The organism is Hymenobacter negativus (genome assembly GCF_017571495.1).
In the GTDB taxonomy this organism is placed as follows: Bacteria; Bacteroidota; Bacteroidia; order Cytophagales; family Hymenobacteraceae; genus Hymenobacter; species Hymenobacter negativus.
Map to the genome: position 1 here is coordinate 352,901 of NZ_JAGETZ010000003.1, position 23,456 is coordinate 376,356.

Sequence of the window (23,456 nt, forward strand, 5' to 3'; positions counted from 1 at the left end):
GGGTGGGAATGGTATTCAATAATTTACCGCAGCGCGTAAATCCGCTCAATTATCTCCACCACTTTTAAGCCCTCCAACGCATTGGTGGTGGCAAAGCTGCGGCGCTGCACGGTGTCCACCACGTTTTCGATGACCTGCACGTGGTTGGCGGCTGAGCCCTGGAAAGGGCCGTAGTCGTTGGCGGGGCTGGTGGGGGGCAGCGCGGGCATCTGGTAGCCTTCCAGGTGGCAATATTCTACCTTGTCCATGTACTGGCCGGCAATGCGCAGGCTGCCGCGCTCGGCCACCACGGTGAGGGAACTTTCGAGGTTGCGGTCCCACACGGCGGTGCTGTAGCTGAGCGTGCCGCTGCCGCCGCGCACAAGGTCGAAGGTGACGAGGCCGCTGTCTTCGAACTCGGTCAGCCCTTCGTGAGTGAAGTCCCGAAACCGGGCCGAAATATTGGCGATGTCGCCAAACACCCAGTACAGCAAATCGACGAAATGGCTGAACTGGGTGAAGAGCGTGCCGCCGTCCAGCGCCTGGGTGCCCTTCCAGCCGCCGGGCCTGTAGTAGCGCGCATCCCGGTTCCAGAAGCAATTCAGCTGCACCAGAAACACCTGGCCCAGGCGGCCCTCGTCGTACACCTGCTTCAGCCAGGCCGCCGGGGGCGAATAGCGGTTCTGCATCACCCCAAACACCAGTCGGCCCGTTTGCAGGGCCGTGTGCACAATGGTTTCGGCATCGGCCTTGTGCAGCGCAATGGGCTTTTCGATGACGACATGCAAGCCGTGACGCAGGCCGGCCACTGCCTGCGGGGCGTGCAGGCCGTTGGGCGTAGCCACTGTAAGGACATCAGCCGCAGGACCAGTTTGCAGGTATTCTTCGAGCGAAGCAAAGAACGGCACGCCGGGAAACTCCGCCGCGAGGCTGGGCTGCAAGTCGGCGCGCACGTCAATCAGCGCCGTTAGCGCGGCGCCAGTGTGGCGGGAAACCAGCGCGGCGTGGCGGCGGCCAATGTGGCCCACGCCACAGATGGCGAAACGGACAGAAGTCAGTGTAGAAACTTGCATGTTAGGAAATCATCGCCCAGAGTTTAAGAATCGAAACGCTCTTTTCGCTTCTTAAACTCTGGGCGAAATAATTATTGTCCGAAAAACTCGCTTATGCGCACTATCACATACTCCTGCTGCTCCGCCGTCAGCAGCGGATGTATCGGCAATGACAGCACCGCGCCGCACAGCCGTTCTGCCACCGGAAATTTTCCTGCTTGATATCCTAGGTAGGCGTATGCCGGCTGCGCATGAACCGGTAGCGGGTAATAAATCATGGTCGGTACTCCGCATTTCTGCAGGAACAATTGCAGCGCATCGCGACGGCTCCCGTCTTCCACCTGAATGGTGTATTGGTGAAAAACATGGCTGCTGCGCGCATCTCGTGCCGGGATGGCGATGCCGGGCACGGCAGCCAAGGCGGCATCGTAGCGGGCGGCTACGGCTTGGCGGGCGGCGGTGTTGTGCGGTAGCTGCCGCAGTTTCACCCGTAGCAGGGCAGCTTGCAAGGTATCGAGCCGAGAGTTGAGGCCGATACATTGGTGGTAGTATTTCTGGCTTTGGCCGTGGTTGGCGAGCTGGTGGAGCAGGGCAGCGCGCTCGGCATCGCGGGTTAGAAGGGCCCCGCCATCGCCGAGGCCGCCCAGGTTTTTGGAGGGAAAAAAGGACGTGGTACCTACCGCACCAACTGCGCCAGCGAAGGCCGTTTCGCCATCGCCAAACCGGAACGTAGCTCCAAGAGCTTGGGCGTTGTCCTCTATCAGGGCCATCCCATGGCGAGTGGAAATGCTCCGTAGCGTCTCCAAATCGGCACATTGCCCAAACAAGTGCACCGCCACGATGGCTCCTGTGCGGGGCGTAATTGCCGCTTCAACTGCCGCTGGGTCAACATTGAAGGTATCAGGAAGTACATCCACCAGCACCGGGCGCAGGCCCAGTAACGCCGCAGCTTCCAGCGTAGCCACGTAGGTGAAAGCGGGTGTGATGACCTCCGCCCCGGTCGGTAGATTCAGGTTCATCAAGGCCAGCGTGAGGGCGTCGGTGCCGTTGGCGCAGGGGATGACGTGGGCGCCACCCAGGTACTCGCCCAGCTCCGCCGCGAACTGTCCCACGGCCGGCCCCTGAATAAAGGCCGCCGAATCCAGTACCTCCCGCATGGCATCATTCAAAGCTGGTTGCAGGGCCGCGTGTTCGGCCGCCAAATCAAGCAGCCGAATAGGAGAGGAGGGGGCAGGAAGAATCAAAGCGGAGCGGTGAAAAAGGGGCTGGCCAAAGATACTGGGCAAACTCAAGCCAGTTCCCGCAATAGCCAGTGCAGCTTCAGCAAATCGAGGGCGCGCAGGTACGGGGTAGCCGATAGCAACTGCCGGCGCAACCCCGGCGCAGCGGCAGCCAGCCCAGCCGCGGCTAGCCCGGCCAGTTTCAGTTGCCGCAGTCGTAGGGCCGTTTGCAGCAGGCGCGAGTCAGTGCCGAGGCCATCCTGCTGGTACACCTGCACTAGGTTACGTACGGCCTGCTCGCTTTTCTGCAGGAAAACGTCGGCCGGTTCCAGCCCGGCGTGCAGCACCGGATTGTCTAGATGCAGCACCTGGACGTGCGCCGCTGCCAGCTCCACGCCAAATTTGGTATCCTCGTGGCCGTAGCCAGTCAGGCGCTCATCCAGCGGCAGCTGCCGAAAAATATCGGCCCGAATCAGCGCATTATTAATTGTGAGCTGCCCATAAGGCGACTCCTGCCGCACAGGAGCCGGCCGCGCTTCCCGCCCCTGCCCATACAGCCAGCGCAGATACAGCGCCGGGTCGGCGGGCGGGATTTTATCGTAGCAGGTGCCGCCGATGAGCACGGCAGCCCGGCCGTGTGCCGCCGCGTAGCGGGCTAGCAGCCGGGTATCCGGAAGCAGGCTGTCGTTATCGAGCAGCAGCAGCCACTCGTGCTGCGCCGCCGCCGCCAGCTGGTTGCGAATGGCGGCGCGGCCCACGTTGCAGGGCAATTCCCGATACTGTATTTCAGCGTGGGTGGCCAGCAGTCGGTTCAGCACCCGAAAGTCTTCGGATGAGCCGTCGTCTAACAGGATTATTTCAAAAGGGCCGGGCCAGTCGCTACGCTGCGCAAGCAGAGACTCTACCAATTCGCACACATTCCAATTAAAAACCGGAATCAAAATCGATAGCCCTGGCATCATTTCAATCGGTAAACAGCCTGAGTCCTTTAGTGCGTCCGGTTCGAGTATCCCGAATTTTCAATTCGGCTTGCGTCTGACTTTACCGCACGCGCGCCGAATCCAGCAATTCGCCGTCTTTGCATGTCAGCACGCGGTGAGGATATTGCTCAATGAGCTGAAAGTTGTGCGTCGCCATCAGAATAGCAGTGCCCGCATTATTTATCTCGCCGAATAGCTGCATGATGTTGGCCGAAACATCTGGGTCGAGGTTGCCGGTGGGTTCGTCGGCGAGCAGCAAAACGGGCTCGTTTAGCATGGCGCGGGCAATAACCACGCGCTGCTGCTCGCCACCCGAGAGGCGGTGCGGCATGCGGTTGGCGGCACCGCTCAGGCCCACGCGCACCAGCACGTCCGAAATGCGCTGCTGCTTCTGAGATTTGCCTTTCCAGCCCGTAGCGTTGAGCACAAACATCAGGTTTTCAGCCACCGTACGGTCAGAAAGCAACTGGAAGTCCTGAAACACAATGCCCAGCTTGCGGCGCAGGTAGGGCACCTTGCTGGCGGGCAGCTTGGGCAGCGAATAGCCGGCCACAGTGCCCAGCCCGCTTTGCAGCGGCAGGTCGGCATACAGGGTCTTCAGCAGCGACGACTTGCCTGAGCCGGTGCGGCCCACGAGGTAGCAAAAAGCTCCTTTCTCCAGCGCAAAAGTTACGCCTTGCAACACCGCCTGCTGCTCCTGCATTATGGTCGCATCGTGCAGCTCAATCACATTTTCGGTCATACAATTACAAACTCAGGGGCCGCAGTTTCCCGAATTCCAGCCCCGAAATCACCGCGGCCAACTCGGTTTCCTTGCCTTCGAGCCCGTAGCGGTGCAGGTCCTTCAGCGGCCGGTCGGCCCGGAAATACGCAATGAGCACGAACGCCTCGTCCCGCAACTGGATGTAATCCGGAATTTTGGCCTTGCCTTTTACTTTGATGATATACATAGTGGCAATTAGGAATGAAGAATGAAGAATGAGGAATTACAGAACGTCAAATTCTTAATTCCCCATTCTTCATTCCTAATTAGGCGTTACGAATTAACGCGTTTGTGGTCGGCAAGGAAAGTGGCCAGGCCCTTATCCGTAAGCGGGTGGTTGAGCAGGCCGGTGATGACGTTGAGCGGGCACGTCACCACGTCGGCACCAATTTCAGCGCACTGAATAAGGTGAGGCACGTGACGCACCGAAGCAGCCAGCACTTCGGTGGGGTAGCCATAATTACTGAAAATCTGCACAATCTGCTCAATCAGCTGCAAGCCATCGTGGCCGATATCGTCCAAGCGACCGACGAAAGGTGAGACGTAAGTGGCGCCCGCCTTGGCAGCCAGCAGGGCCTGGCCAGCGGTGAAAATCAGGGTGCAATTGGTTTTGATGCCCTTGTCGGAGAAATACTTGATGGCTTTGATGCCGTCCCTAATCATGGGCACTTTCACCACGATGTTGGGGTGCAACTCGGCCAGTTCCTCGCCTTCGCGAATAATGCCGTCGTAGTCAGTCGCAATTACTTCGGCCGATACATCACCGTCCACCAATTCGCAGATTTGGCGGTAGTGCGCCATCACGTTGTCGATGCCGCGGATGCCTTCTTTGGCCATCAGCGAAGGGTTGGTGGTTACGCCGTCGAGGACGCCCAGCTCCACGGCTTCGCGGATGTCGTCGAGGTTGGCGGTGTCGATGAAGAATTTCATTTAATGTAGCTATTAGCTGTTGACTATTAGCTGTTAGCGCTTTAACTGAGCACCTGAAAAGCTAATGGCTAACAGCTATCAGCTAACAGCTAATGAAAAAAGAATCGGCCCCAAAGCTACTCATTCATCCGCCAATATGCGGAATTGAGTAGCGCCGGGGCCGACGGGAAAAGACAAAAAAAAGCAAGCCAAAATCGCACCGCTACAACCACCTACCCTTGCTACCTTCCGGTCCTGGGGGAATTCAGCAGGAGCTGGTCGTTCTGACTTGCCGATGCAAAGGTAAGCCGGACTTTCTGCATTTCTGCAACAGCAGGCACATTTTGCGTGGAAAACTGCGGGGGCTTGCCGAGCTAGTGCCGGCAACTGCTTGACTGCTGGCGCACTATGCCCCAGAGCGAAAAAGGCAGTCTACCCGCGCAGGGTTTCTACCGCAACGGCATCAAAGAGCATAACTTCCCTGTATGCGTGTGCCGGCGTTGCTTTCTGATGAGGATTTGGTGGTCGCATTGCGGGTGCAGCAAACGGGTGCGTTTGAAGAGGTGGTGGCCCGCTACGGCGCACGCGTGCTCAACACCTGCCTGGGGATGCTCCCGCAACGAGCTGATGCCGAGGACGTGACCCAAGAAGTGTTTGTGGAAGTATACGGGCAGTTGACGGCCTTTCGGGGGGATGCGAAACTGAGCACCTGGGTTTACCGCATTGCCGTGAACAAGTGCCTGGAATGGCAGCGCTACCGCAAGCGACAGAAGCGGTTTGCCTTCTTTACCAGCTTGTTTGGAGTCGATAGCAATGTGCCAACCCACGACCTGCCCGACTTTGAGCACCCAGGAGTGCTGGCCGAGCGGCGGGAGCAAGCTAGTATTCTGTTGCAGGCAGTGGCGCAGCTGCCTGAGCGGCAGCAGGCTGCTTTCACGCTTTTTCACCTCGAAGGTTTACCTCACAGTGAGATTGCCGAAGCCCTGAGCTTATCAGTAGGAGCGGTGGAGTCGCTGCTATTTAGGGCCAAAGCCAGCCTGCGGCAACGGCTGGGTGCTTATTACCGGGAAAATATGTCGGACTAGCGCAGGGTTTCCCCATCGATGATATCTAAGCAATCAAGACAATGATGAGCAACAAACCAATTTCCGAGCATGCATGGGTGGAGCAAACGCTCCAGAGCCTGGAAGGAACTGCGCGTCCCGTGCCTTCGCCGTGGCTACACCAGCTGGTAGGCCATCGGCTGGCGGCCCGGCAGACGGCTGCGCTAGCTGAGGCCCCGGGGCTCGGCTGGATATTGACGCGGGTGGCGGTGGTGGCCGTCCTGGTGCTGGCCAATCTGGTCACGTTTGCCCACCACGACGATTTTGGACGCGGTAAGGACCCTTCGCCAATTGCCGCCGAATATGCTTACCCGACCCTGACGGACGTCAACTGACCACCCATCGCCGGCTCCAACCATGGCTCTTACTAAAACCCGTATTCTTTCGCTGCTCGTGCTGGCGTTGGCCCTATTGAATGTGTGTCTACTGGTGTTGTTGTGGTTAAGCCGTTCTGGCCCTACTCGTTCGGCCCGGCCCGGCGTGAGCTCCGTAGCGGCTTACGTGGTGCATGAGCTGGACCTCACGCCCCGGCAGCAGGAGCAGTATAAAGCCCTGCGCCAGCAGCACCAGGCCCGGATGCAGCATCTGCTACCAGCCCTCATGGCACGGCGGGAAGAGCTATTCTCTAATCTGGCCCAAACCGCTGCCGATACGGCCGCTCAGCCCCACTTGCTCGACCGGATTGCAGCACTCGAACGCAGCATCGACTCCTTGACCTACGTGCACTTTGTGCAGGTAGGTCGCCTCGTGACGCCGGCCCAGCAGCCGCGCTGGCAGCAGATAGCGCCAACCCTACCACGCATGATGCAGCAGGTCCGTCGGGGCCGGCGCGGGCCGCCAGCCCAGGGCCAGGCTTCCGAGGAGGGTAGTAGGCCACCGGTGGGTAATAGAAGGGCGCAATAAATGCCTTCCGGGCATAACATAATAGGAGCTCTTTTCAACTTTCGCGCGGTCTGGCCGCATGGTTTCCTCATTCAACGCATTCCATCGGCTGGTTATGGTCCTTTTTTTAGACATTTTCAATTTCTTTTTACTAGCTGCCCGCCTGCTGATGAGTACATCCGAAGGGCCCGGGCGCCCGTCAGGCCTGGTGCTGCGGGTAGAGCCAGTGTTTGGTGCCGCACCTTTGGTGCTGAACTCGCCTACCTACCAAACCGGCAAACTGAATAAGCTAGCCATCAGTCGGCTGCGGTTTTACCTGACTACAGTAGTGCTTCGCTACGCCGACGGCCGCACCTACGCGGAGCCGGCCAGCCACCACCTCATCGATACTGACCCGGAGGCCATGGCCTCACTGACGGTAGCGCTGCCCGGCGCCCCGGCTGGTAAGTTGCGCTACCTCACTTTTAGCGTAGGCGTAGATAGTGCAGCTAATGTAGCCGGAGCCCTTGGGGGCGACCTTGACCCTGCCCGCGGCATGTACTGGGCCTGGCACAGCGGCTACGTAAATGCTAAGCTGGAAGGCAGTGCCCCACAGCTAGCTACTCCACATCATGAATTTGCTTACCACATAGGTGGCTTTCGGGCTCCATTCAACACGCGCCGAACCATGACCCTGGCCGTGCCAGCTTCCATTGCCACCGGTGGCAGGCTGGTGCTTCGGGCTGATGTGGCGCGCTGGCTCGATGCGCTACCCATTGCCCAACTTGCTGACGTGCAGATACCCAATGCGGCAGCAATGACCGTGGCCGATGCCTGCAGCCGCATGTTTTACCTGTACGAGCCGCCTGTTCATGCCGGCCGCTAAGCAGCTCTTGCGCTGGGCACTGCTACTGAGTGCCTGGGCCGGTGTTTGTGCTTATAACCTGGCCTCAGAGTCTGGTGCGTTTGTGCAGCCGTTGGGCTGGCCGGCACCTGTATATCGCTTTCAGGACAACCCAGGGACGGCGGCGGGCCGCGAGCTGGGTCGACGGTTATTTTACGAGCCGGCCCTCTCACGCGACAGCTCCATTTCCTGCGCTTCGTGCCATTCCCCGGCGATGGCTTTCACCCACGCCGACCACCGCGTGAGCCACGGAATGGCCGGACGGTTGGGCACGCGCAACGCGCCGGGTCTTTTCAACCTGGCCTGGGCCACCTCTTTTCAGTGGGACGGGGGCGTGAACCACCTCGAAATGCAGCCGCTTAATCCCCTGACTCACCCCGCCGAGATGGATATGGCCCTGCCCCCATTATTGGTGCGGCTTAATGCCTCAGGGGCGTATCGGGGTCGGTTCTACCGGGCTTTTGCGGATTCGGTGGTGACGACGCCCCGGCTGCTGAAGGCGCTGGCGCAGTTCACGGTTTCGCTGGAGTCAGCCAATTCCAGGTACGATAAATACGTGCGCCACGAGCCCGGTGGGGAGTTTAGTGATTTGGAATTGAATGGTCTGCGGCTGTTTCGGGCCAATTGCGCCAGCTGCCACCGCGAGCCGCTGTTCACTAATAATGGCTTCGCCAACAACGGCTTGCTGCCCGATTCCATTTATAACGACCAGGGCCGTGCCACAATTACCGGCCGTGCTGCTGACTGCTACCAATTTCGGGTGCCTACACTGCGCAACATCGAGCTGACCAGTCCCTACATGCACGATGGGCGCTTTCAACGCCTGCGCGACGTGCTGCGGCACTACACCACGGGCATTCATACCGGCCCCACGCTGGCGGCCGAGCTGCGCAAACCATTGGTGCTGAACGGCGACGAGCAAAAGGATGTGCTGGCTTTCCTACTCACGCTCACCGACCGCGACTTCCTAACCAACTCGGCTTACCAGTACCCGCCGTCCGAATAATTCATACGACTGCTCAACCCAACCCTTTTTCCTATTTGAATTAACCCCAACTCCATGAAACACGCATCTATTACGCTGCTGGCCCTGCTGGCCCGTCTATGCTTGGCCGAAACCGCCCTAGGGCAGGCCACCAATCCGGCTATTACCAAGTTTTTGCAGAATACGACCAATGTGCGCGGCCGGCACTATGTGAGCGGCAACGCTACCCCCATTCAGGACACGGCACATGCCAATGTGCAGCGGGTCCGCTACTCGGCTACGGCTGTTTATGTCAACTGCTCAGGGATTCCGGCCTATGTCATCGGGCCGTATCTGGACAATAACCCGTCATTGGCCACCAACCGACAAAATCTCTTCAAACTTCCCCTGACGCCCCGGCCCAATACCGGTGTTGCCCGGGCCGTGACCGGAGGCAATATCGGCGTGCTCATCAATGGGGTGCCTATTTATAACTACGCCGATGGCATGAGCTACCAAAACCAGGGCGTGTGGCGTCAAAACGCCGTTGTGTTTGAGCGTGGAGGCTTTGACTGTTCCAAAGGGCACCCGGCACCGGTGTTTCTGACGACACCCGGGCCGGGCGTGACGCCGGTGGGCGGCAACTACCATCATCATCAAAACCCTTCGGCTTTCAATATCGCTACCGTGCCGCTGTCCACGGTATGCAACATTTACCTGGCCGATGGCCTGTACGTGCCCGATAGCACCCGGCACGCGCCGCTTATTGGCTTTGCATTTGATGGCTACCCCATTTATGGTGGTTACGGCTATACCAACCCGCTGGCCGTAAGCGCCATCAAGCGCATGGTGCCCAGCTTCCGCAAGCGCAATATCACGGCCCGCACTACACTACCCAATGGCAGTGCAGCCAGCCAGGTAGGCCCCACGCTGGCTGCTCAGGCCTTAGGAAGCTACTTTGAGGACTATGAGCAGGTGGCCGGTCTGGGCAACCTCGACGACCACAACGGCCGCTTTTGTGTGACGCCTGAGTACCCGCAGGGTACCTATGCTTACTTCGCTACCATCGACCGCGATGGCAATTCTGTGTTTCCCTACGTGCTGGGCACAACGTACTATGGTGTGGTTGAGGTCAGTAACTTTCCAAACATGGGCCTGGGCCAGCCCCCTACTAACGTAGTCATCAACGAGCCGGTGACGACCTACAGCCCCGTGGTATCGGCCACCAACCCGGCCAGTGCCGCTGCCCGGGTAACGGTGTACCCCAGCCCCACGCACGAAGTGCTGGTGGTGCAAATGACGTTGAGCTCGGCCGTAGTTCAGCCGGTTGAACTGCTCGACCTCTCCGGCCGCGTGATAGAACGGCAACTGCTTTTTCCCGGTTCTACGATGTGCTATTTCGATACGCAGGCCCTGCACGCCGGCGTGTACCTGGTGCGCGTGAATAGCGGCAGCGCTGTGCGGGTAGTAATTGAATAGCTCAGCTTAAGCAGCTGATAGCGTGATTTTTTTGGCCCGGGACGTGAAACTTTAGGACTGCGGAAAGTGCTCTGTTGCCCTGATAAGTATTCTCAGTTCTAAAGTTTCACGTCCCGGATTTCATAAAATCACTCAAAAGCTACGGCCGTTTTCAGCTACCTTTGTGCCCCATATGGAACGACTTATCATCCTCGATTTCGGCTCGCAATACACGCAATTGATAGCCCGGCGCATTCGCGAATTGCACGTGTTCTGCGAAATTCACCCTTATACGCACGCCTCGAACCTCGTCATCAGCGACGATATTCGGGGCGTTGTTCTTTCCGGCTCGCCCTGCTCAGTGCGCGATGCGGATGCCCCCAATCCTGACCTGAGCCACATTCTGGGCCAAGTGCCGGTGCTGGGCGTGTGCTATGGTGCGCAACTGCTGGCCCAGCAGGGTGGAGGCGAGGTGCTACCTGCCACCATCCGCGAGTACGGCCGCGCCCGGCTGGCCTCGTTGAACGACGGCTCGGCGCTGCTGGCGGATATGCACACCGGCTCGCAGGTGTGGATGTCGCACGGTGACACCATCAAAACCCTGCCTACGGGCTACGACATCATTGCCAGCACGCCGGAAGTAGCAGTGGCCGCCTTCAAAATCGATGGTCAGGACACCTACGGCATCCAGTTTCATCCCGAAGTAACGCACTCCACCGAAGGCAAGCAATTGCTGCGCAACTTCGTGGTGAACATCTGCCAGTGTGCGCAAACCTGGACGCCCGACCACTTCGTGGATTCGGCCGTGACGGCGCTGCAAAACACCATTGGTCCTGATGACCAGGTAATTCTGGGCCTCTCCGGCGGCGTGGATAGCAGCGTGGCGGCCCTGTTGCTGCACCGTGCCATTGGCCCGCGCCTGCACGGTATTTTCGTGGACAACGGCCTGCTGCGGCAGGACGAGTTTGCCACCGTGCTCAAGGCTTACGAAGGCCTCGGCCTGAACGTGACTGGCGTGAACGCCGCGCCCGAGTTCTACGCTGCCCTATCGGGCCTCACGGACCCCGAGGCTAAGCGCAAGGCCATTGGCCGCACCTTTATCGAGGTGTTTGACCGGGAGGCGCAGAAGGTGCAGGGAGCCCGCTGGCTGGCCCAAGGCACGATTTACCCGGATGTGATTGAGTCGGTTTCGGTGCACGGCTCATCGGTGACCATCAAGAGCCATCACAACGTGGGCGGCCTGCCGGAGAAGATGAACCTCAAAATTGTGGAGCCGCTGCGCATGCTCTTCAAAGACGAGGTGCGGGAAGTGGGCGCGGCCCTGGGCCTGCCCGGCGAGATTCTCAACCGCCACCCCTTCCCCGGACCCGGTCTGGGCATCCGCATCCTCGGCGACATTACCCCCGAGAAAGTGGACCTGCTCCAACGGGCCGACGGCGTGTTCATCAACCTGCTGAAGGAGCACAATCTCTACGAGCATGTGTGGCAGGCGGGCGCCATGCTGCTACCCATCCAAAGCGTGGGTGTGATGGGCGACGAGCGTACCTATGAGCGGGTAGTAGCCCTGCGCGCCGTGACTAGCGTAGATGGCATGACCGCCGACTGGGCGCACTTGCCCTACGAGTTTCTGGCCGAGGTGAGCAACAAGATTATCAACCAAGTGCGCGGCATCAACCGCGTGGTATATGATATTTCGAGCAAGCCGCCGGCGACGATTGAGTGGGAGTAACCGATAGGTAGCCCGGAAAAACGGAACGTCATGCTGAGCGCCGCCAGCAGCACCTCTACTACAGCAGTAAATCAAATTACTTACGTGGTAGAGGTGCTGCTGGCGGCGCTCAGCATGACGTTCTTCTTTCTTCTGTCAAAACAGCCAGATAACCAGCAAAAATGCGCTTCCATTGCCTCCAACACATGCCTGACGAAGGGCCTGGCCACGCTGCAGACTGGCTAATGGCGCACGGCCACGCGCTCACGTTCACGAAGCTGTTTGAGCCGCACTCAGCATTCCCGGCGCTGTCCGATTTTGACGGGCTGCTGATTCTGGGTGGGCCGATGAGCGTGCACGACGAGGAAAACGTGTCCTGGCTGCGCAAGGAAAAGGCTTTCATCCGCGAAGCTTTAAAGGTGGGCAAGATTACGTTGGCTATTTGCCTGGGGGCGCAGCTGGTGGCCGAAGCGCTGGGCGGGGAGGTGCGGCCAAATCATGCGCCGGAAATTGGTTTCTGGACGGTGCGGTTTTCGGCGAAGTCCTTGGAGCATCCGCTGCTGCGCGGATGGCCGGAGAAAGCAGCCGTGCTACACTGGCATCTGGATACGTTCACGGTACCGCCGGGCGCGATGCGCGTGGGCATGTCGGCGGCCACGGCCACGCAGGGCTTCGTGTGGGGCGATGGCGTGATTGGTCTGCAGTTTCACCCCGAAATGACCGTGCCGATGGTGGAGAAACTGATGGAGCTGGAAGGGCACGAGCATGCCGAGGAAGCGGAATTCGTGCAGACGGCGGAGCAGATTCGGACTAAGATGAAATCAGTTTGGAAGGGGCGCAAGCTGCTGGAGGCACTGCTAGAGAATCTGGTGGCGCTGCATGAGGGAGAGCACGCTGAAGCAGCTAATTTGTGACAAGGCGTACCCGCTCAAAAGAGAAAGACCATATTGCCCCAGACTGGTCGCGACCAGTGAGTAATTGAAATTCAATGGCCAGTTCTTCAATTGTTTGTGTAACAGTATGCGTATAGATTTCAAGGGCATTGAACCCATCAGCCGTTAGACTCATCGGATTTAGATTGAGGTTGTCGATGCCTTGAAATTCAAGCTTCAACTCGTCGTAGCTCTGCGAGACTTCGTTGTAAACCGCAAGGAGAATTGTTAGCTCGCGATGCTCAAAATCGATGTTAAGCGAGTTAACACTCATGTCGTGCAGCGACGTTTGCTTTAAGTTTTCAACGTCTGTCATAACACTGGGCTGAGAGAAACGGACATTATTAAAACCCTTTCGGCAGCTCAATCCCTTTAATCGTCTTATACAAGCTCAGCGCGTTCTGGTCGGTCATGCCGGCCACGAAATCGGTGAGCAGCAAAATCTTTTCATAAGCTGAAACGTGGGCCTGGTGGCCTTCGGCGCGGAACTGTTCGGGGAGAAGAAGCAGTAATTTACGGCTGCGGTGGCCCTGGCTGGCGTCGAAGATGGCGCATAAGAAGGCATCGAGCAGGCCGCCCAGGACGTCGAAGCCAGCCGCCTCAATTTCCAGCACCGGGCGGCTGCGGTAGAGTTGGTTGATACTGATGCGCTGCACTTCCTGCAAATCGGTCCAGCAACTGAGCTCTTTGATAAGGGACTGGTCGTAGTGGCCGCTTAGAATGGTGGGGGCGTGTTGGGCAAACAGGCTGGCAAGCTCGGCCACTAGCTTGCCGATGAGGCGGGCGCGGATGTAGCCCAACTCCTCGCGCCAGTCGTGCCACTGCACGCTGCCCACACGGCCGGCTGGGTCGTTGAGCATCTTTTTGAGCAGGGGCAGGCCGGTTTCAGGCGCGATGAGGCCGAGCTTGAGGCCGTCCTCGAAGTCGATGATGCGGTAGCAGAGGTCGTCGGCGGCTTCGACCAGGAAAGCCAGTGGGTGACGGTGGTAGAAGCCAGTAGTGGCGTCTTTGGGCAGCAGACCCAACTCGGCGGCTACGTGTTGGAAGCGGGCGGCTTCAGTCTGAAAATGGCCGTATTTCTTCTCGGACGCACCGCCGACTTTGGCCGCATCAGCTACTAGGCTGGGGCGCGGATACTTGGTGAAAGCGCCCAGCGTGGCGTAGGTGAGGCCCAGGCCGGCAGTGCCGGAGCTGTGGGCTGCGTAAGTATGCGTGAGGATGCGAAAACCGGCCGCATTGCCTTCAAAATGCTGCAAATCGGCCACTTCGGCGTCGGTGAGTTGCGCCAAGTGCGGGGCCGCAGCGGCGCTGAGGAAATAGCTGCTGATGGCGTCTTCGCCGGAGTGGCCGAAGGGTGGGTTGCCGATGTCGTGGGCCAGGCAGGCGGCCGATACGATGTCGCCGCAGTCCTGGTCGAGGTTGGGCAGTTGAACAGCTAATTTCGCATCGGCCTCCATGAGGTGGCGGGCAGCAAGGCGGCCCAGGGAACGGCCCACCACGGCGGTTTCGAGCGAGTGGGTGAGGCGGGTGTGCACAAAATCGGTTTCGGGCAGGGGCATTACCTGGGTTTTGCGCTGCAGGCGGCGGAAGGCGGAGCTGAACACCACCCGGTCGTAGTCCTGCACGAAGGCCCCGCGTACGGGCGCGGCACTGGTGGCGAACAACTGCTGGTCGGGGAAGCGGCGCTGCGAGAGCAGGCGGGGCCAGGACATAATGAATTCGGACATAGAGCGAGCGAAGAATGGGGCGCTTCTGCTAAGGGTGGAAACAGGCTCTGCGACCCGAAAAAACCTAAAGCAGGCATTACCAACGATGGTAACGTGGCTAGCGCAACTGGTCAGTTACTGCGCCAACTGCTCATCGAGCTGCCGGAAGGGGTTGAGAGCCGTCAGGTTGAGCACGAAGCGGATGCGGTCGGTAAAATCCTGGCGGCTGCTGGGGAAATTGTTGGCGTATTGCGAACCAGCCACGGGCAGGTACAGCTGAAAAATGTCGCGCACCACGGGCAGCACCAGGCCAGCATCGTAGTAGGTGCGCCGCGCATTGCCGGGGTTGCCAATGGCCAGCTGCGACGTGCTGCTAACCCCGAAGTCGGCGAATACGGCGAGGTCAGTCACCGGCAAATCGACTTGCAGGTTGAAGGTGCTGAGCCAGTCGGTGCTATACACGGGCAGGAAGGCTTTGAAGGCGCCGTCGCGGTCGTCGGTCTGGTGGAGCTGCGCGGTGAGAGCGTGCGAAATCTGCTGACGGTCGAGGAAGGCAGTTTGGCGGCGGTAGTCGGGGCTACCGCTCAGGCCCAGCACAAATGCTGGGTTGCTGGGCTGCTGCAGGAACCGCCCGCCAAACAAGCGCGCCTGCACCTTCTTTTTCAGAGAGTAGTAGCGGAAGTAGCTGGCGCTGGCCCGCAGCAGAATGGAGCCGCGGTCGGCTTTATCGTCGGCGTTGCTGGCAATCATGCGGTTGAGGTCGACGGATGCGCTCCAGCCTTGCAGCGCGTTGCGGTGGCTCACGTTGTAATCAATGGCTTGAAATACGCCGGTTTCGTTGCGGTCTTCATCGTGAATAATGGTATTGGCAAGTTTGAGGCGCTGGTGCGGACCCTGGCCCGGCGCGTGGGGCCACACCAGCGTCAGGCTGGGCTCGGTTTTGATGTAGCGCTCGAAGCGTTGGGCGGTGAAGGCAATGGTGGCCCGCTGGGCAAAGCTGGCGGGCAGCACGTTGAGCTGGACCGTGCCAATGCCGTTCAGCTCGTTGCGGTTGAAGCTGTACATGGGCATGGCCAGGTATTGGAGCCGTTTGGGCACCAGCGGGCTGTTGTAGAACGCCGCGCCCAGCATGAATTTATCGGATGTATTGGCCCCTAGCACCGGCAGCCAGTTGATGGTGGCTTTGTCCCAACGCTCCACGCTGGCCAGCGGGCGCAGGCGCAGGGGCGTGCGACGCGAAGGATGGTCGGTGACCGTGAGTCGGTCGTTGCGGCGGTTGAGCTGAGGTGCCACGTAGTTGGCATCTACCACGAGGGCGGCCACGTTTTCGCGCTTGAAGTTGAGTTGGCTGGTGGCTTCTTCCTCGGCGTTGGGGTCGGTATTGCCGAAGGGTGGCGTCCAGAGGGTTTCCAGCACCTTGCCCTGGGCATCGACGGACGACACCGGCACGGCCCAGGGCGTGGGCGAGTCGGTGCGCACCAGCACCTTTACCACATCGCTGAAGCTGGCCAGGGTCTGCAAATCGGCGTCGTAGTGCTGGGTATTGGTCAGCATGCCCTGGAAAAACCAGCTCAGCTTCTGGCCCGTGCTTTCCTCAAACACCGCCTGCATGTCCTCCGGATAAGGATGCTTAAACTGCCAGCGCTCGTAGTAAAGGTGCATGGCCGCGTCGAATTTTTCCTGCCCCAGGTAGCCGGCCAGGTACTTCAGCAGCGAACCCGCTTTCTGATATACTACTACTGTACCATAATTCAATGTGGTATAATCGGCCGAAGTAAGTCCCTGCACCGGCTGGTCGAGGTTGCGGCTGGCCAAGGCCTGGTAGGGCACTTGGTTAATGGCATCGCCGGGCAGGTTTTCTATGCCCAGCGCCTTGGTGATTTTGGATGACTTTTCCAACCCGCCCAACATGCTGGTCTGCGGGTTGCTGAGCGCCGTCACGCGCTGCTCCACGTAGGTGTTCACGCCCTCGTCCATCCACGGAAAGTCCCGCTCATTTGAGCCCAGGATGCCGTAAAACCAGTTGTGGCCTACCTCGTGCACAATGGCCTCGGGCTGGGTCACGGTCACCATGGGGTACTCCATGCCGGCGCCGGCGCTCAGGGCGCCGTCCACGGCAGTGGCGGCCGAGTAGGGGTACTCGCCTACCCAGCGCGAATAGTAGGTAATGGCGTCATTCACGTCCTGGAGGCCCTTGGTCCATTTCTCCGCATCGCGGTTGGTGAAAAGCACCCACGACGTGACGGTGCGACCCGAGGGCAGGGTCACGCCACTTTTCAGCACGTTGAAGCGCTTGTCGGCAAACCAGGCGAAGTCGTGCACCCGGTCCTGCTTGTAGCGCAGGGTTTTGGTCGTCGCATCGGAGGCCGGAAAGCTGAGGTCGGAGCCAAAGTCTTTGGCGGTTTTCTTGCCGGCAGCGGTAGCGGCCAGGGCATCCATGCGGGCGCGCTCGTCGGGGTTTTGCAGCTCGCCGGTGGCTCCCACCACGTAGTTGGTAGGCAGGGTAATGGTGACGTCGAACGTGCCGAACTCGGAGTAAAATTCGCCCTGGTCGAGGTAGGGAATGGGGTGCCAGCCGCGGCGGTCCAACACAGCCGGCTTGGGGTACCACTGCGTAATCTGGTAGCTCTGCCCCACGTGCCCAAACCGCGAAAACGACACCGGAATCTTTACCCGAAACGGCGTGCTGATGCTCGCGCTAGCGCCCGGTGCCAGCGGCTGCGGCAGCACCAGCTTGGCGATGTCGGCATTGGCAGGGTCGAATTCCAGCTTGGCCGCCTGGCCGTTTACCTTGAAATCGAGCCCATCGATAAAACCCCGCTCTTGGGCTGGCGCAAACTGGAACTTGCGCTTGCCATCGCGCAACTGCTGCTTGGCGAAGGCCGTGGAATTATCCTTGTAAGCATTGGGCCACAGGTGAAACCAGATGAAGGTGAGGGCCTGCGGTGCGTGGTTGGTGTAGGTCAGCTCCTCGCGGCCGGTCAGGGTATTGGCCTTATCATCAAGTGCCACATCGATGGAGTAGTTGACTTCCTGCTGGAAGTATGGGCCGGTGGCTTTCGCGGCGGGCTTGGGCTTATGCTTTTGGCCCAACGCCAAGCCGGGCAGCAGGGCCAGAAGGCCGAAAAGTATGCGTTTGGTCATGCTTCAGAATAGGGGTGGGAGGAACGCCGCACCATTACAGGCGAAGCTACGGAAAGGGCGGGAACCATGCCGTGCCATACCTTCCGACAGCTGCCTGGTCTTCCGAAAAACTGCGCCTTGGTACACCGAGCGGCATATCCGTCCACTGAGCTAAATCGTATTCGGCTTGTGAAAAGTCACTAGCATCCCATGAAAGACAAGCTGGAAAGATTCATCGAAGCACAGGCGCAGAACTACCAGGCTGCGCTGGCCGAAATACGCCACGGCCGCAAGCGAACCCACTGGATGTGGTACGTATTTCCCCAAATCCAAGGGCTGGGCTTTAGTGAAACAGCCCGGTTCTACGAGTTACGTGGCACCGCGGAGGCCGCCGATTTCCTGGCCCACCCGGTGCTGGGCCCGCGCCTACTCGAAATCAGCAAAGCCCTACTCAGCCTGCCTTCCAACGATGCCCACGCCATCATGGGCAGCCCCGACGACCTGAAGCTGCGCTCCTCCATGACGCTTTTTGCCGTGCTGCCCGGCGCGCCGCCAGTTTTTCAGCAAGTGCTGGACAAATTTTACCGGGGCGGCAAGGATGAGAAAACGTTGCGCATTATTGGGGGTGAGTAAATTTCTCAGCTTTTTGTAACGGCTGAGTGCCTGCTGCGATAACTGCTCAATAAGAAACGTAAGCCCGTTTCTAACCATAGATAAAATGGAAGCAAGGCCGAAACGCGAAGTTCCTCAGACGCCCGCCGATAGGGCAGCGGAGATGCTTGCCTGGGGCGTATTGGCCCTGCTCTGGGCCCTGACTATCTGGAGCCTTTTCCAGCTGCCCGCTACGATTCCAGTGCATTTCAACGGCGACGGCGTAGCCGACCACTACGGCGAGAAGGGCAGTTTGCTCCAGTTGCCGCTGGTGGCTACTGCGCTATTCGCGGTCCTCACCGCCCTCAGCAACTACCCGCACATTCTGAATTATCCAACTCCCATCACGCCCGCTAATGCGCTGAGCCAGTACCGCGGCGCCATCCGGCTGGCTCGTGGCTTGAAAATCGTGATGGTGCTCGCTTTTCTCCTGCTCGTTTTTCAAACCAGACGAGTAGCTGCCGAGCAAACCAGTAGAATTGGGCAAGAGGTTCACCAATAGTCTCTTATTGGCGAAAGATTTACGAGAGGTAATCAGCTCAGGGAGGATTCTACCTGCGTGCGGCCCATGAGGCGCACCGTCCCGTACCCCACCAACAGAAACAGTCCGAAAACCAGCGTCACGCCCCAGGTACCGGGGAAGGAGAACGGATGCAAAATCCGGTTCAGAATGTCGTAGAACAGCGAGAGCGGGTTGGTGAGCACGTCCCAGGAGTTGAAGCGCAGGTAACGGCCCAGGTAGATGCCGAAGCTGCTGAGTAGCAGTGCCACCGTAGCAAACCCCCAGCCCGCCCAGAAGCCCAGCCGCTGCTGCACCAGCCGCTGCATGTCGGAAAGCGAGGCGTAGGCCAGCATCAGGCCGTTCCAAGCGCAACTCAGGATGAGCGCGAGGTCATACCAAAGCGGCACACCGGGCCGGGTATCGAGGTGGAATAAATCGGTGAGGATGTAGGGGGCGTTGGGAAAGAACAGCAGCCACGCCGCGCCCACTGGCAGCAGAATACGTGCTTTCAGCGAGCCTTTGGCGGTGCCCAGCATAGTGCTCAGCCCAAATGGAATAACGGCCAGAAACAGATTCCAGATAAGGAAGAGGAAGGTAAGGCGGCCGGTCATGGCGGCCCGGCCGATAATCAGGAGCACGCTCAGGGCGATGGAGGCGGCCAGCACGAATACCAGCGTGAGCCGGGCCCGGGAGAAGGGAGAAACGGGGAGAACAGAAGCTTGCATAAGCTTAAAGATAGGAGTGTGCGACGAAGACAAGCCAGCCACGCGAATAGCGTAAGGACAACCGAAGCGCGCAAAAGGCTGTTTGGAAGGCGCAGAAACGTGCTCAGAGAGTGTTTTAATGTCTTTGAAAGGAGTAAAATCTCGTTCAATAGATGTTTCTAATCCTTTCGAAGGTCCGATACGTCATTCAGAAAGACAAATACATATGCTGCCAGGTAACTTGTAATGCTTCGATAGGGGGATTATAAGGATAAAAAAGACCTAGAGTGGTTTCAGAATCAGTAGCTAGTAGCGCAAACTTTCAGTTCGCGTTTTAAAACGACTGCCAAGCGGCGCAGGGACGCGAACTGAAAGTGCGCGCTACGGTCCGGCCGATGCATTAATGCCGAAACGGCCCTAAATACACTTAATGTAATCGGACCTGTTTTCTTTCTGCTAAATGTGGGGGAAGAGTGGCTGCCTGGGTACCCCCGGCTTTTATAGCTAATTTTGCCCCGCTTACCACGGGGGCAAGCCTGTTTTTTGGTTCAATGACGTTACTTTTTACGCGGCTGTCGCTTCAATGGCTTACGGCTGGCCTGCTGCTGGCTAGCTCCGTGTTTGCCCAAACACCTGCCGCGCCCGCGCCTACTAAAGCGCCCGCACTGAAAGCCCCTGCCACCAAGGCCCCCGCCGCTCCGACAGCTACCAAAACGCCGGCTGGCTCCACTGCCGCTCCGGCAAGCACCAAAGCGCCGGCGGCCACCACGCCCACCGGCACTAAGCCCACTCCCGCCAAGGCCCCGGCAGCCAAGCCCCGCCCCACCGCCGTGCCGCCCGCCGAAGCCAGCGTACGCTACCGGGCCGGCAAAAATCAGCTCGACCAAGGCAACTACGCCGCCGCGCTGGCGCAGCTGGAGCTTTTGGCCCAGCCTACCTCCCGCTTCGCCCGCGCCGCCGATGCCGCCTACTTGGCCGCTGTAGCTGCCGCCCGCCTCAAGCAGTGGCCCGATGCTGAGCAGTTGCTCAACCTGCTCCGCACCGAGTACCCCACGTACCCCAACATGCCTGATGCCTTATTTCTGCAAGGGCAGGCTTCGTTCGAGCAGGAGGATTTTGATACTGCTCTCAAAACCCTGAGCCTGCTGCCGCCCGACAAGCTAGTGGCCGAGCGCGACGCCATGAAGGCCGCCTACCTGCCCCGTATCAAGGACCGTAACACGTGGCTGCGCAACCTGCGCCGCTACCCCGACGACGCTGCCCTGGCCCGCGCCTATGCCGACCACCTCATCGTCGGTGGCGCTTACACCGACGCCGACCGCCCGCAGCTCGATGAGCTGATTGCCAAGTTCAGCCTCGACCGCGCTCGCTACACGCCGCGCCCGCGCCCAGTATCGGTGCGCAAAACCAGCTACAACATCGGCGTGCTGCTGCCCTTCGAGCTGAGCGATCCCAGCTGGCAGACCGTGCGCAAAAACCAGTTTGTGACCGACCTCTACGCTGGCCTGCGCTTGGCCCAGGACAGCCTCCAGCGGGCCGGTCACCCCGTCCAGCTCTTTGCCTACGACACCGGCGCCGATACCCTCACCCTAAAGCAAACTCTGGCTCTGCCCGAGCTGGCTAGCATGGACATGCTCATTGGGCCCATCTACAAATCGGGAGCCCGCCTGCTGGCCCGCTACGCCCGCGAGCACCAGATTATCTGCGTCAACCCGCTCTCGCAAGACGGCGATTTGGTGCTTGATAATCCCTGGCACTACCTGTTTGCGCCCAGTGCCGCCACCCAGGGCCGCCTAGCTGCCCAGTTTGCCGCCAACTCCTTTGGCTTGGGCAAGCCCGCCATTTTGTTGGCCGAAGACGGATTCGACGACACCTCGTTTGCAGCCGCTTACAAGTCGACTTATGAGGAATTAGGCGGTAAAATCAGCATCCAGCGCCGCTTCAACGCCGAAGTAGATGCCGAGGTAACCGCCGCTTTCGCGGGCCTCGACCTGGCCGGAGCCAGCCACATTATGGTGGCTTCTGATAACCGCCGCACCGGCCCCGTGGCGCTGGCCGCGCTGCGCACCCCGCCGGCTGGGGTCCCGCGGCCGCTCATGCTGTGCCCCAGCGCCTGGCTCGAAAACAGCCGCATCGACCTCGCCCAGCTCAGCGGCAACGTGTATTTTATCCAATCCAAGTACTTCGATGAAACCGCGCCGGGCTTCCGCCGCTTTCGCCAGCTCTACCTGCAAAGCCAGCACATCCCCCCGTCTGTCTACGCCGACCAGGGCTTTGAGCTGCTGCTTTATTTCGGCAATGCGTTGTTCCAATACGGCCCTGCCTTCCAGCAAGGCCTGGCTGCCGCTCCCCAGCAGCCCGGTGCCATCTTCGAAGGCCAGAGCTACAGCGGTGGCGCCCACGACAACCAGGTAGTGCCCATTGTGAAGCTTAATAACTTGGAAATTCAGGTGCTGCGATAAGTTGTTCAACACTCAGCTTGTCCTGCTGAGCGTGGCCTAAGCATCGTTGCCAAGTAGGTAATCAGGCTTACTGTTGCAGTAAAGATGTTCCGGGTGTGCTCAGCAAGATGGTCATCATAAAATAAATATCCATAACCCAACTATGCTCAATCTGACCACTTCCGCTGCCCTGTTCGAACGCGCCAAAACCCTTATCCCTGGTGGTGTCAATTCACCGGTGCGTGCCTTTCGCTCGGTGGGCGGCTCGCCGGTGTTCATGCAAAGCGCCAACGGTGCCTGGCTCATCGACGTGGATGGCAACCGCTACGTTGACTTTATCAACTCCTGGGGCCCGATGATTCTTGGCCACGCCCCGCAAATTGTGCTCGATGCTGTGGCGCAGGCGCTGCCGCATTCGCTCAGCTTCGGTGCACCCACCCACCGCGAAGTGGAAATGGCCGAACTGATTCGGGAGATGGTGCCCAGCATCGAAAAAGTCCGTCTGGTAAACTCCGGCACCGAAGCGTGCATGTCGGCCATTCGGGCCGCCCGAGGCTACACCGGACGCGCCAAAATCATCAAGTTCGAAGGCTGCTATCACGGCCACGGCGACGCCTTCCTGATTGCGGCTGGCAGTGGTGCCCTCACTGCGGGCGAGCCTGATTCGGCTGGCGTCACCCAGGGCGTGGCCCAGGATACCCTCACCGCACCCTACAACGACCTGCCTGCCGTGCAGGCCCTCATCGCCGCCAATCCCGACCAGATTGCCGCCCTCATTCTGGAGCCCGTAGTGGGCAATATGGGCCTCGTAGCCCCCGCCGAGGGCTTCCTGCCAGCCCTGCGCGACCTCTGCACCGAGCAAGGCATCGTGCTGATTTTCGATGAGGTAATGACCGGCTTCCGCCTTGCGCCGGGTGGTGCCCAGCAGCTCTACGGCATCAAAGCCGACATGACGACGCTGGGCAAAATCATCGGCGGCGGCTTGCCCGTGGGTGCCTATGGCGGTCGAGAAGACATCATGAACTGCGTAGCACCCGCTGGCAAAGTGTACCAAGCCGGCACCCTTTCCGGCAATCCCATGGCTACCGCCGCCGGCATGGCCCAACTCCGCTACCTGCACGAGCACCCCGAACTTTACACGGCCCTCGAAGCCAGCAGCGCCCGCCTCGCCGACGGTACCCGCCAAATTGCCGCCGAGCTCGGCCTGAATTACACCGTGAACCGCGTGGGTTCCATGTTTAGCCTGTTCTTCACCAGTGAGCCCGTCACCAACCTCGACGATGCCAAGAAGTGCGATACGGCTGCTTTTGGCCGCTATTTCCACGCTATGCTAAACCGGGGCATCTACCTCGCACCTTCGCAATTTGAAGCCCTGTTCGTGTCCACCGTCATCACCGACAAGCTGGTGGAGAAATACCTGACTGCCTGCCGCGAGTCGTTGGTTGAGGCACATAGCGCATAGTAGCACAAAGTTTAAAATTGAGTTTCGCCAAGGC

23 protein-coding genes and 1 other RNA gene are annotated in these 23,456 nt (G+C 59.5%); 13 read left to right on the top strand and 11 right to left on the bottom strand.

Annotation, left to right across the window (positions count from 1 at the left end; genetic code table 11):
- Positions 1-23 precede the first annotated feature (23 nt).
- From J4E00_RS08305 to ffs, 7 genes are all read right to left on the bottom strand, one after another.
- Positions 24-1,052: a Gfo/Idh/MocA family protein gene (locus J4E00_RS08305; RefSeq protein WP_208174675.1), complete on the bottom strand. Its 1,029-nt coding sequence runs from the start codon at positions 1,050-1,052 to the stop codon at positions 24-26.
- A gap of 71 nt (positions 1,053-1,123) precedes the next feature.
- Positions 1,124-2,275, bottom strand: a complete 1,152-nt coding sequence (locus tag J4E00_RS08310) for a DegT/DnrJ/EryC1/StrS family aminotransferase (RefSeq protein WP_236049619.1) — start codon at positions 2,273-2,275, stop codon at positions 1,124-1,126.
- A gap of 44 nt (positions 2,276-2,319) precedes the next feature.
- The gene (locus J4E00_RS08315) at positions 2,320-3,213 is read right to left on the bottom strand and encodes a glycosyltransferase family 2 protein (RefSeq protein WP_208174676.1); all 894 of its coding nucleotides are present in this window, start codon (positions 3,211-3,213) and stop codon (positions 2,320-2,322) included.
- Between the two features lie 79 nt (positions 3,214-3,292).
- Positions 3,293-3,973 carry a cell division ATP-binding protein FtsE gene (locus tag J4E00_RS08320; RefSeq protein ID WP_208174677.1) on the bottom strand — a complete coding sequence of 227 codons (681 nt, stop codon included), beginning with the start codon at positions 3,971-3,973 and terminating at the stop codon, positions 3,293-3,295.
- Between the two features lie 4 nt (positions 3,974-3,977).
- Positions 3,978-4,181 (bottom strand): fructose-6-phosphate aldolase, encoded by a 204-nt coding sequence (locus tag J4E00_RS08325; protein WP_208174678.1) that lies wholly within the window; start codon positions 4,179-4,181, stop codon positions 3,978-3,980.
- Between the two features lie 86 nt (positions 4,182-4,267).
- On the bottom strand, positions 4,268-4,924 hold the full coding sequence (fsa, locus tag J4E00_RS08330) for a fructose-6-phosphate aldolase (protein WP_208174679.1): 657 nt from the start codon (positions 4,922-4,924) through the stop codon (positions 4,268-4,270).
- 177 nt (positions 4,925-5,101) lie between these two features.
- Positions 5,102-5,199, bottom strand: an RNA gene (gene ffs / locus J4E00_RS08335) — signal recognition particle sRNA small type.
- 195 nt (positions 5,200-5,394) lie between these two features.
- Between ffs and J4E00_RS08340 the strand changes: the two genes are divergently transcribed.
- The 9 genes from J4E00_RS08340 to J4E00_RS08380 all read left to right on the top strand — a co-directional run bounded on the left by J4E00_RS08340 (position 5,395) and on the right by J4E00_RS08380 (position 12,815).
- Positions 5,395-5,988, top strand: coding sequence for an RNA polymerase sigma factor (locus J4E00_RS08340; RefSeq protein ID WP_317196602.1), 594 nt, complete (start codon positions 5,395-5,397; stop codon positions 5,986-5,988).
- A gap of 41 nt (positions 5,989-6,029) precedes the next feature.
- The gene (locus tag J4E00_RS08345; RefSeq protein WP_208174681.1) at positions 6,030-6,341 is read left to right on the top strand and encodes a hypothetical protein; all 312 of its coding nucleotides are present in this window, start codon (positions 6,030-6,032) and stop codon (positions 6,339-6,341) included.
- Positions 6,342-6,363: 22 nt separating this feature from the next.
- Positions 6,364-6,909, top strand: coding sequence for a periplasmic heavy metal sensor (locus tag J4E00_RS08350; RefSeq protein WP_208174682.1), 546 nt, complete (start codon positions 6,364-6,366; stop codon positions 6,907-6,909).
- Between the two features lie 94 nt (positions 6,910-7,003).
- Positions 7,004-7,753, top strand: a complete 750-nt coding sequence (locus tag J4E00_RS08355) for an MbnP family protein (protein ID WP_208174683.1) — start codon at positions 7,004-7,006, stop codon at positions 7,751-7,753.
- Positions 7,740-8,777 carry a cytochrome-c peroxidase gene (locus J4E00_RS08360; RefSeq protein WP_208174684.1) on the top strand — a complete coding sequence of 346 codons (1,038 nt, stop codon included), beginning with the start codon at positions 7,740-7,742 and terminating at the stop codon, positions 8,775-8,777. Before J4E00_RS08355 ends, J4E00_RS08360 begins: the two co-directional genes overlap by 14 nt.
- Before the next feature lie 54 nt (positions 8,778-8,831).
- Positions 8,832-10,214 carry a YHYH protein gene (locus J4E00_RS08365; RefSeq protein ID WP_208174685.1) on the top strand — a complete coding sequence of 461 codons (1,383 nt, stop codon included), beginning with the start codon at positions 8,832-8,834 and terminating at the stop codon, positions 10,212-10,214.
- A gap of 172 nt (positions 10,215-10,386) precedes the next feature.
- Entirely contained in the window at positions 10,387-11,922 is a 1,536-nt protein-coding gene (gene guaA, locus J4E00_RS08370; RefSeq protein WP_208174686.1) for a glutamine-hydrolyzing GMP synthase, read from the top strand.
- Between the two features lie 30 nt (positions 11,923-11,952).
- Positions 11,953-12,147, top strand: coding sequence for a hypothetical protein (locus J4E00_RS08375; protein ID WP_208174687.1), 195 nt, complete (start codon positions 11,953-11,955; stop codon positions 12,145-12,147).
- Entirely contained in the window at positions 12,108-12,815 is a 708-nt protein-coding gene (locus J4E00_RS08380) for a type 1 glutamine amidotransferase (protein WP_208174688.1), read from the top strand. Before J4E00_RS08375 ends, J4E00_RS08380 begins: the two co-directional genes overlap by 40 nt.
- Here the strand turns inward: J4E00_RS08380 and J4E00_RS08385 are convergent.
- The 3 genes from J4E00_RS08385 to J4E00_RS08395 all read right to left on the bottom strand — a co-directional run bounded on the left by J4E00_RS08385 (position 12,805) and on the right by J4E00_RS08395 (position 17,683).
- On the bottom strand, positions 12,805-13,149 hold the full coding sequence (locus J4E00_RS08385) for a hypothetical protein (protein WP_208174689.1): 345 nt from the start codon (positions 13,147-13,149) through the stop codon (positions 12,805-12,807). The two genes, J4E00_RS08380 and J4E00_RS08385, sit on opposite strands and share 11 nt — an antisense overlap.
- Positions 13,150-13,177: 28 nt before the next feature.
- Positions 13,178-14,560, bottom strand: a complete 1,383-nt coding sequence (dgt, locus tag J4E00_RS08390) for a dGTP triphosphohydrolase (protein WP_236049622.1) — start codon at positions 14,558-14,560, stop codon at positions 13,178-13,180.
- Positions 14,561-14,674: 114 nt separating this feature from the next.
- Positions 14,675-17,683 carry a M1 family metallopeptidase gene (locus tag J4E00_RS08395; protein ID WP_208174690.1) on the bottom strand — a complete coding sequence of 1,003 codons (3,009 nt, stop codon included), beginning with the start codon at positions 17,681-17,683 and terminating at the stop codon, positions 14,675-14,677.
- 189 nt (positions 17,684-17,872) lie between these two features.
- Between J4E00_RS08395 and J4E00_RS08400 the strand changes: the two genes are divergently transcribed.
- Together J4E00_RS08400 and J4E00_RS08405 are read left to right on the top strand one after the other, a co-directional pair.
- Entirely contained in the window at positions 17,873-18,295 is a 423-nt protein-coding gene (locus J4E00_RS08400) for a DUF1810 domain-containing protein (RefSeq protein ID WP_208174691.1), read from the top strand.
- Between the two features lie 85 nt (positions 18,296-18,380).
- The gene (locus J4E00_RS08405; RefSeq protein ID WP_208174692.1) at positions 18,381-18,815 is read left to right on the top strand and encodes a DUF1648 domain-containing protein; all 435 of its coding nucleotides are present in this window, start codon (positions 18,381-18,383) and stop codon (positions 18,813-18,815) included.
- 32 nt (positions 18,816-18,847) lie between these two features.
- On the opposite strand, the gene J4E00_RS08410 is transcribed toward J4E00_RS08405, so the two are convergent.
- Positions 18,848-19,540 carry a DUF1361 domain-containing protein gene (locus J4E00_RS08410; protein WP_208174693.1) on the bottom strand — a complete coding sequence of 231 codons (693 nt, stop codon included), beginning with the start codon at positions 19,538-19,540 and terminating at the stop codon, positions 18,848-18,850.
- 530 nt (positions 19,541-20,070) lie between these two features.
- Between J4E00_RS08410 and J4E00_RS08415 the strand changes: the two genes are divergently transcribed.
- Both J4E00_RS08415 and hemL read left to right on the top strand, forming a co-directional pair.
- A complete protein-coding gene (locus J4E00_RS08415; RefSeq protein ID WP_208174694.1) occupies positions 20,071-21,981 on the top strand; it encodes an ABC transporter substrate-binding protein in 1,911 nt (636 codons plus the stop codon).
- Between the two features lie 142 nt (positions 21,982-22,123).
- Entirely contained in the window at positions 22,124-23,422 is a 1,299-nt protein-coding gene (gene hemL, locus J4E00_RS08420; protein ID WP_208174695.1) for a glutamate-1-semialdehyde 2,1-aminomutase, read from the top strand.
- Positions 23,423-23,456 lie beyond the last annotated feature (34 nt).